Genomic DNA, 7,782 nt, shown 5'->3' on the forward strand with positions numbered 1-7,782 from the left:
AGGTCGCCACCCGCTGGGGCAACTGGGCCAAGGTGTTCTTCAACAACAAGGGCGTCGCAGCCAAGGCCACCGACGTCTGCATGAACTACCCCGCCGACGACATGTCCGTCTGGGACTGGCCCGTCGCCCGCTAGCCAACCGGTTACTGTCCGACCAGGCGTTCCAGACGCGGACTCGCACCCGCTGCGATCTCGACGAGGCGTCGGAGGGCTGGCAGGGCCGCTACCAACGCGCGGCATTCGTCGTCGTCGAACGTCTTGAGTCGGTCGGCAAGGGCGTCCTGCGCGGTGGTCACCGACGCGTCGTAGGCGGCCTTGCCCTCGGCAGTCGTGGCGATCAACACCGCCCGGTTGTCGTGCGGGTCGGGTATCCGGGCCACAAGGCCCTGCTCCTCGAGCCGACGGGTAGCAATCGTCATCGAGGGCACGGCCATGTTCTCCTGCGCGGCAAGGTCGCTCACGCGAATTGGGTGGTCGGCCTCCATGAGAGCCTTCAGTACCCCATGTTGGGCCCAGGTGAGCGTGCCTGCAGCGATCCGGACCTTGTCGCTTCGGCGCATCTGCGCGAACATCCGCGCGAAGGTCTGCAATAGCGCAGTGGCTATTTCGCCACTGCCATCCGGGTGGACGCAAACGTCGGACACGATCATAAGCTTAGCTATCTTAATTCGATCGTGGCGGGGTTTGCGCAGATGGTGACCGTCGTCTCGCACGGCGCGCCGTTATGGTTCAGTGCCTGGCTGAGTCGGTGAGCGGCTCGCCGCCCGCGGATTGCAGTAGGCAGATGACGGTGCTCGGGTTCGGATTCGACGCGGTTCGGTTCTGATTGGAGTCGATCAGGTACGTCGTCGTGAACGGGCTCCCGTCGATCGGCTGTCCGGTGTACGCCAGAAAGCCTGCGCCGCACTCACGATCGGCGACCTCGGCGAGTGCGGTGTTGACGGCCAATGGCGTCCGGAGGTAGACCTCTGCCAGATGCGGAGACTCGCAATCGACGACGGCGACGCTAATGACGGTGGGGTCGACGGGCGGCGGATCGGCGAGGCAGGTGCCCACCTCGAGATCGAACCAATTGATCAGTCCTGGTGCGGGTTCGGCGACGGACGAGGTGGTCGTCGCCGGGCCTGGAGCGGCGGCGCTGCGAGCTGGGGCGTCGGCAGGGTCGGCTACCGAGGTGTCGGTGGACGTCGCGGTGCACGCGCACAGCACGCCGATAGCGGCGGCCGACGCGACGGTGCCCTGCGCGAGCAGTCGAAATGGGATCCTCACGCCGGTTGCTCGTCGCCGCCAGATGTCGATCCATCCGCGAGAATCGTTGTCGGCGAACCGACTTGGATGCCACAGGCCGCGGCAAACTGCGGAGGACTCAGGCCATCGGCGGAGTTCATGTCGCATCTGCCGAACGGCGGCGCTCCGTTCGGCAGGGTGACACCGGGTCCATCGCCGTTCCCGTAGCCGCCGTCGTCGGTGTACTGGTGCGCCACCTTGCCGGGGTAGTCGGGGTTGGACCCGTAGGCCGCGACGACCACACGAAGTCCGACCGGCTTGCGCGGCCACAACGCATTCAGGTCGCCAACGGTGCCGTAGCCGATGACGCGTCGGCGGTCACCCAGCCAGTCACCGATCGCCGAGTGGGAGCGGTTGATTCCGTCGGACTGGTCACCGGTGATCCGGCCGCCCCAGGTTTCCACGTCGAGCATGACGGCCATGCGGGGATGGGGCCTGCCGACCATGTCCTCGAGGGTATCGACGGTTTGCCGCCAATTGCGGCGCCACACCACGTAGACGATGAAGAAGTCCAACGCCGACTGGTCGCACCGGCGCGTGCACCACCGGTAGTTCGTGGTCCAGTTCGCGTCGCGGTGAGTGCCGTCGTTGCTGCGGATGCACAGGACGCGGTGCGGGTAGTCGTCGTCGACCGGCACCTGCCATTCGGAGACGTCAGCGTAGATCGTGTCGGCCGTCGGGTTCACCCCTCACGTTCGGTCTCGTCGCGCCCCTGCTCGACGAAGGCGAGTAGGCGCGGGTCGTTCGAGGTGAATCTGCCGACTTCCTCGCCACCGTCGCACCGCAACAGAGCGACCGTCGCGCCGCAGGCCGTCCACGAGACGACCTGCCAGGTGGCACCCGCATCGGTCCAGCGTTGCAACTCGGCCACGTAGTCACGGCGGGGATCGCAGGCTGCGGTTTCACCAGTCACCCCTTTACGATCCCATCCTGTCGTAGGCTGCCGGCGTGGACGCGTCGAGTCGGCTGGCGGCGGCTGCGGTGTTCACCTGGCTCGGGATGGTGCTGGCGATCTCGTTCCTCGAGGCTCCGCTGAAGTTCCGCGCGCCGGGAGTCACGCTCAGCATTGGGCTTGGCATCGGCCGATTGGTGTTTCGTGCGCTGAACGTGTGCGAGTACGTCTTCGCCGTCGTCATCGCGTTCGCCCTCTTCAGTAACGAGACGCCGCTGACCCTCAACGTCGTGCTGCTCGTCGCGGTCGGTGCGCTGCTCACGCAGACGATCGTCGTCCGCCCACTGCTGGCCAGACGAACCAACGCCGTCCTCGAAGGCGATGAGGCACGGCGATCCCGGACCCACTTCGCCTATGTGGCGCTGGAACTCGCCAAGGTGATAGCGCTGGTGTGGGCGGGCATCCTGCTGGTCGCTGCATGAGACCATGGCCCGATGCAGCTCGGATTGCACGCGATCGGGATCGGGTCCGGTGCACGCCGTGACGTCATCGATGCGATCGCGGCCGCCGCGGAGCGTCACGGCTTCGCGACGTTGTGGTCCGGCGAGCACGTCGTCATGGTGGACGATTCCTCGTCGCGGTATCCCTACTCCGACGACGGCCGGATAGCCGTTCCGGCCCAAGAGGATTGGCTGGATCCGATGATCGGTCTCAGCTTCGCCGCCGCCGCGACGTCGACCATCGGCATCGCCACCGGCGTGCTGCTCCTGCCCGAGCACAACGCCGTGGCGACGGCGAAGCAGGCCGCCTCACTGGACGTGCTGTCCGGCGGGCGGTTGACCTTGGGTGTCGGCATCGGCTGGTCCCGGGACGAGTTCGAGGCGCTCGGCGTGCCCTTCGAGCGGCGCGGGGCGCGGACCACCGAGTACGTCGAGGCGATGCGGACGCTGTGGCGCGACGACGTCGCCTCCTTCGCCGGCGAATTCGTCGGCTTCGATGCCGTTCGGGTCAACCCGAAGCCGCTGCGCGGCGGCCGCATCCCGATCGTCGTCGGCGGCAACGGCGACGCGGCGCTCCGTCGGGTCGTGGCGTGGGGTGACGGCTGGTACGGGTTCAACGTCGACGGGGCCGATGGGGCGGCGCGGCACGTGGGGAGGATTCGGCAGTTGTGCGAGCAGACCGGCCGCGACATCGGCGAGTTGCGACTGGCGGTCGCGCTGCGGGATCCGCAATCGTCCGACGTCGATGCGCTCGATGACCTCGGGGTCGACGAATTGGTGCTGGTGGCGAGCCCACCCGATGACGCCGCCGACGCCGAAGCGTGGGTGGCGGAGCTGGCCGGTCGGTGGTGCGCGTGACGCGATCTGACGACGGTCGCGAGGACGGGACGGCGGCCCCGGATTCGCACGGCGAATTACCGGTCGACCCCGACGCAGGCGCCCCGCGGAGGGGGTCCCTGCATCTGCGTCCGTCAGCCCTGGCGTTGGTCTTCGCGGGGGGCGTCGTCGGAACGGCGTTGCGCTATCTCGTCGAGGCTCTGCTTCCCCACGATGCGGCGGGGTGGCCGTGGGCGACCTTCCTGATCAACCTCACGGGCTCGTTCGTGCTGGGTTGCCTCCTGGAAGGCCTTGCGCGGCTCGGCGACGACTCCGGGTGGCGGCAGCGGTCCCGCCTCTGCCTCGGGACCGGCGGCTGTGGCGCCTTCACCACCTACAGCACCTTCGCGTTGGAAGTCGTCCTGCTCGGTCGGCACGGATACGTGACAACCGCTATCGGGTACGGGGTGGCAAGTGTGGTGGGCGGCGTCGCCATGGCCTGGTTGGGCATCGTGGCGGCGTCGGGCATCCGGCGCTCGGGGGCGGCCCTGTGATTCCGCTCATCACCTTTCTCGCTGGGGCCAGTGGGGCGGTCACCCGGTTCGCGCTCGATTCAGCCGTGAAGCAAAGATGGCGGACGGCGTTCCCGTGGGCCACCGTGATCATCAACGTGACCGGCTCGCTACTGCTCGGGGGGTTGGCGGGCGTGGTGATCTTCCATGGTCAGTCGCCCCTCTGGCAAACCGTCATCGGAACGGGTTTCTGCGGCGGCTACACGACTTTCAGCACCGCGAGCTTCGAGACCGTGCGATTGATCGAGCAGAATCGGCGCGTGCTTGCGTTGGCCAATGCGCTGGTTTCGCTTTTCGTCTCGGTCGCCGCGTGTGGGGCCGGACTCGCCCTGGCGTGGGCCAGCTGACGAATTCTTGGCGACGGGGACGTGCAACACACGGTGAGGGAGCAGAATCAGATTCATGGCTGCCAACCCCCGTGCCGGACAACCGGCTCTCCCAGAAGACCTCATCGACGTGGCCCAGGTGGTCACCGCCTACTACAGCCTGGTGCCCGACCCGGAGAACGTCGATCAGCAAGTGGCGTTCGGGACGTCGGGGCACCGCGGGTCCAGTCTGGACACCGCGTTCAACGAGGCACACATCCTGGCTACCACGCAGGCCATCGTCGAGTACCGCGCCGCGCAGGGCACCACGGGCCCGCTGTTCATCGGGCGCGACACGCACGCCCTCTCGGAGCCGGCCTGGGTGTCCGCGCTGGAGGTGCTGGCCGCCAACGACGTGGTGGCGATGATCGACGGCGCCGACCGGTACACCCCGACCCCCGCCGTCAGCCATGCGATCCTGCAGTTCAACCGCGGCCGCGACACCGACCTGGCCGACGGGATCGTCGTCACTCCGTCGCACAACCCGCCGCGCGACGGCGGGTTCAAGTACAACCCACCCAACGGCGGACCCGCCGACACGGACGCGACGGGGGTGATTGCCAAGCGCGCCAACGAGATTCTGCGCGGCGGGCTGGCCGACGTGAAGCGGGTTCCGCTGGCGCGGGCCCTTCAGATCGCCCAGCGACACGACTATCTCAATGCGTACATCGACGACTTGCCCAACGTCGTGGACGTGCACGCCATTCGCGCCGAGGGCATCCGGATCGGCGCCGACCCGCTCGGTGGCGCCAGCGTGGACTACTGGGCCGCGATCGCGGAACGGCACCAGCTGAACCTCGAAGTGGTCAACCCACTGGTCGACGCCACCTGGCGCTTCATGACGCTGGACACCGACGGCAAGATCCGGATGGACTGCAGTTCGCCGAACGCGATGGCGTCGCTGATCGGCAAGATCGGCGAATATCAGGTCGCCACGGGCAATGACGCCGACTCCGACCGGCACGGCATCGTCACCCCCGACGGCGGCCTGATGAATCCCAATCACTACCTCGCGGTCGCGATCGACTACCTCTACTCCCACCGGCCGAATTGGCCAGGGTCGACGGCCGTCGGCAAGACGGCGGTGAGCAGCTCGATCATCGACCGCGTCGTGGCAGGACTTGGCCGCAAGCTGATCGAGGTACCCGTCGGGTTCAAGTGGTTCGTAGACGGGTTGATCAGCGGCACAATCGGTTTCGGAGGTGAGGAGAGCGCGGGGGCGTCGTTCCTGCGCACCGACGGATCGGTGTGGACCACGGACAAGGACGGCATCATCCTGGCGCTGCTGGCCTCGGAGATCCAGGCCGTGACGGGCTCGTCGCCGTCGCAGCGTTACGCCGAGCTGGCCGAGAAGTACGGTGCACCAACGTATGCCCGCATCGACGCTCCGGCCAACCGGGAGCAGAAGGCGCGGTTGGCCAAGCTGTCACCCGAGCAGGTGTCGGCCACCGAGCTCGCCGGCGAGCCCATCACGGCGAAGTTGACGACCGCACCGGGCAACGGCGCCGCACTCGGCGGACTGAAGGTGACGACCGAGAACGCGTGGTTCGCGGCGCGGCCGTCCGGGACCGAGGACGTCTACAAGATCTACGCGGAGTCCTTCAAGGGACCCGAACACCTCGCGGAGGTGCAGCAGGCGGCGAAGGACGTCGTGAACGCGGTGATCGCCTGAATTCGGGCATCCAATAGGGTCGCGTGAGTGAGTTCCGTAGCGGAGGGTGACTGTTCGGCTTCGGAGGGTGGGAGCGCAGCGACCCGGGAAACAGGTTCGGAGGGTGGGAGCGCAGCGACCCGGGAAACAGGTTCGGAGGGTGGGAGCGCAGCGACCCGGGGAACACGTCCCGACAAGCCGAAGCTACCCAGCGAGGTCTGGGTTCTCGTCACGGCCAACGCGGTCATCGCCCTCGGGTACGGCGTCGTGGCGCCGGTGTTGCCGCAGTACGCGCGTAACTTCGGCGTCAGCATCGCCGCCGCCACGTTCGTCATCACAGCCTTTGCGCTCATGCGACTGTGCGCGGCGCCGGTCAGCGGTGTGCTAGTGCAGAAGCTGGGGGAGCGGCGCATCTACCTCACCGGTCTGGTGATCGTGGCGGTGTCCACGGGCGCCTGCGCCTTCGCGCAGACCTACTGGCAGCTGCTGCTCTTCCGATCCCTCGGTGGCCTTGGATCGGCCATGTTCACGGTCTCGTCGCTGGGCCTAATGATCCGGATCTCGCCGTCAGATGCCCGCGGGCGCGTGGCGGGGCTGTTCTCCAGCGCGTTCCTGGTCGGCTCGGTGGGTGGGCCCGTGCTGGGCAGCCTGACCGTTGGGCTGGGGTTGTCGGCGCCGTTCGTCATCTATGGCGTCGCGCTGCTGATCGCCGTGGCGGTGGTGTTCCTGCGGCTGCGGCACTCGTCGGTGGCGACGGTGGACGTGCAGACGGAGGCCGCCATCACGGTGCGGACGGCCCTGCGCAACCCCGCCTACCGCGCGGCGCTCTTCTCGAACTTCGCGACGGGTTGGTCGGCGTTCGGGTTGCGGATCGCGCTGGTGCCGCTGTTCGTCGTGGAGGTGCTGCACCGCAGCGCGGGAATGGCGGGGCTGGCGCTGGCGACCTTCGCGATCGGGAACGTGTCTGCGGTGGTCCCCAGCGGACGGCTGTCCGACCGGGTGGGCAGGCGTCGCCTGATGATCGTCGGTCTGACGGTGTCGGCGGCGTCGACGGTGCTGGTCGGTTTCACCGACTCGCTGCCGTTGTTCCTGGTGGCCGCCTACGTCACGGGCGCAGCGACCGGCATGTTCATCTCGCCGCAGCAAGCTGCCGTCGCCGACATCATCGGCAGCAAGGCCCGCGGGGGTACCGCGGTCGCCACGTTCCAGATGATGTCGGACTTCGGCGCCATCCTCGGCTCGCTGGCCGTCGGGCAGATCGCCGAGCACCTGACCTACGGGTACGCGTTCATCATCAGCGGCGCGATCCTGCTGGCAGCGGCGATCGGCTGGTTCTTCGCCCCGGAAACGCGGCCACCGACCAGCACCGAGCACACCCCGGCCCGCCCGCTGGGCCCAGAGACCGGTGGCGAGGTGCCCTGACCAGTTGTTTTGAACCCGATGGACAGGTTGGTGTACCGTCGACCAGCACGACTTGAGGGGCTATGGCGCAGTTGGTAGCGCACCACACTGGCAGTGTGGGGGTCAGGGGTTCGAATCCCCTTAGCTCCACAGAATTTCGGCGATAAACGCCTGGTAGGCGGTTTAAAACAACTCGGCGTGTTGCTCGACAGCACGCCGTGGACAGCACGGACAGGTTTACCCTGGTCACGTGGACTCACAGTCGGCACCAGCGGACAGCACCCGGGGCGAACGTTCGA

11 protein-coding genes and 1 tRNA gene are annotated in these 7,782 nt (G+C 67.6%); 8 read left to right on the plus strand and 4 right to left on the minus strand.

Annotation, left to right across the window (positions count from 1 at the left end):
- The coding region (locus ABW137_RS29645) for a DUF5078 domain-containing protein (RefSeq protein WP_526405463.1) at nucleotides 1-134 on the plus strand (134 nt) is incomplete at its 5' end.
- 8 nt (nucleotides 135-142) lie between these two features.
- Here the strand turns inward: ABW137_RS29645 and ABW137_RS29650 are convergent.
- The 4 genes from ABW137_RS29650 to ABW137_RS29665 form a co-directional block, all read right to left on the minus strand.
- On the minus strand, nucleotides 143-643 hold the full coding sequence (locus tag ABW137_RS29650) for a MarR family winged helix-turn-helix transcriptional regulator (RefSeq protein ID WP_526405445.1): 501 nt from the start codon (nucleotides 641-643) through the stop codon (nucleotides 143-145).
- Between the two features lie 85 nt (nucleotides 644-728).
- Nucleotides 729-1,268 (minus strand): hypothetical protein, encoded by a 540-nt coding sequence (locus tag ABW137_RS29655; RefSeq protein WP_526405447.1) that lies wholly within the window; start codon nucleotides 1,266-1,268, stop codon nucleotides 729-731.
- Nucleotides 1,265-1,972, minus strand: coding sequence for a hypothetical protein (locus tag ABW137_RS29660; protein WP_526405449.1), 708 nt, complete (start codon nucleotides 1,970-1,972; stop codon nucleotides 1,265-1,267). Before ABW137_RS29660 ends, ABW137_RS29655 begins: the two co-directional genes overlap by 4 nt.
- Nucleotides 1,969-2,199 (minus strand): hypothetical protein, encoded by a 231-nt coding sequence (locus ABW137_RS29665; RefSeq protein WP_526405451.1) that lies wholly within the window; start codon nucleotides 2,197-2,199, stop codon nucleotides 1,969-1,971. The genes ABW137_RS29660 and ABW137_RS29665 overlap by 4 nt, the downstream gene beginning before the upstream one ends.
- A 35-nt stretch (nucleotides 2,200-2,234) precedes the next feature.
- Here ABW137_RS29665 and ABW137_RS29670 point away from each other — a divergent pair, with 35 nt between their 5' ends.
- From ABW137_RS29670 to ABW137_RS29700, 7 genes are all read left to right on the plus strand, one after another.
- Nucleotides 2,235-2,660, plus strand: a complete 426-nt coding sequence (locus tag ABW137_RS29670) for a hypothetical protein (protein ID WP_526405452.1) — start codon at nucleotides 2,235-2,237, stop codon at nucleotides 2,658-2,660.
- A 12-nt stretch (nucleotides 2,661-2,672) separates the two neighbouring features.
- On the plus strand, nucleotides 2,673-3,536 hold the full coding sequence (locus ABW137_RS29675; protein ID WP_526405454.1) for an LLM class F420-dependent oxidoreductase: 864 nt from the start codon (nucleotides 2,673-2,675) through the stop codon (nucleotides 3,534-3,536).
- On the plus strand, nucleotides 3,533-4,048 hold the full coding sequence (locus ABW137_RS29680; protein WP_526405456.1) for a fluoride efflux transporter FluC: 516 nt from the start codon (nucleotides 3,533-3,535) through the stop codon (nucleotides 4,046-4,048). The genes ABW137_RS29675 and ABW137_RS29680 overlap by 4 nt, the downstream gene beginning before the upstream one ends.
- Nucleotides 4,045-4,413, plus strand: a complete 369-nt coding sequence (locus ABW137_RS29685) for a fluoride efflux transporter FluC (protein ID WP_526405457.1) — start codon at nucleotides 4,045-4,047, stop codon at nucleotides 4,411-4,413. The genes ABW137_RS29680 and ABW137_RS29685 overlap by 4 nt, the downstream gene beginning before the upstream one ends.
- Nucleotides 4,414-4,468: 55 nt before the next feature.
- Nucleotides 4,469-6,103: a phosphoglucomutase (alpha-D-glucose-1,6-bisphosphate-dependent) gene (gene pgm / locus ABW137_RS29690; protein ID WP_526405459.1), complete on the plus strand. Its 1,635-nt coding sequence runs from the start codon at nucleotides 4,469-4,471 to the stop codon at nucleotides 6,101-6,103.
- 27 nt (nucleotides 6,104-6,130) lie between these two features.
- Entirely contained in the window at nucleotides 6,131-7,504 is a 1,374-nt protein-coding gene (locus ABW137_RS29695) for an MFS transporter (protein WP_526405461.1), read from the plus strand.
- 56 nt (nucleotides 7,505-7,560) lie between these two features.
- Nucleotides 7,561-7,633: transfer RNA gene (locus tag ABW137_RS29700), tRNA-Ala, on the plus strand.
- The last annotated feature ends 149 nt before the right edge of the window (nucleotides 7,634-7,782 follow it).

This window comes from Mycobacterium sp. (assembly GCF_040509115.1).
GTDB lineage: Bacteria > Actinomycetota > Actinomycetes > Mycobacteriales > Mycobacteriaceae > Mycobacterium.

Excerpts from the sequence above, each read along its gene's own strand:
- ABW137_RS29675 (WP_526405454.1), top strand. The coding sequence starts at position 2,673 with ATGCAGCTCGGATTGCACGCGATCGGGATCGGGTCCGGTGCACGCCGT.
- pgm (WP_526405459.1), top strand. The coding sequence starts at position 4,469 with ATGGCTGCCAACCCCCGTGCCGGACAACCGGCTCTCCCAGAAGACCTC.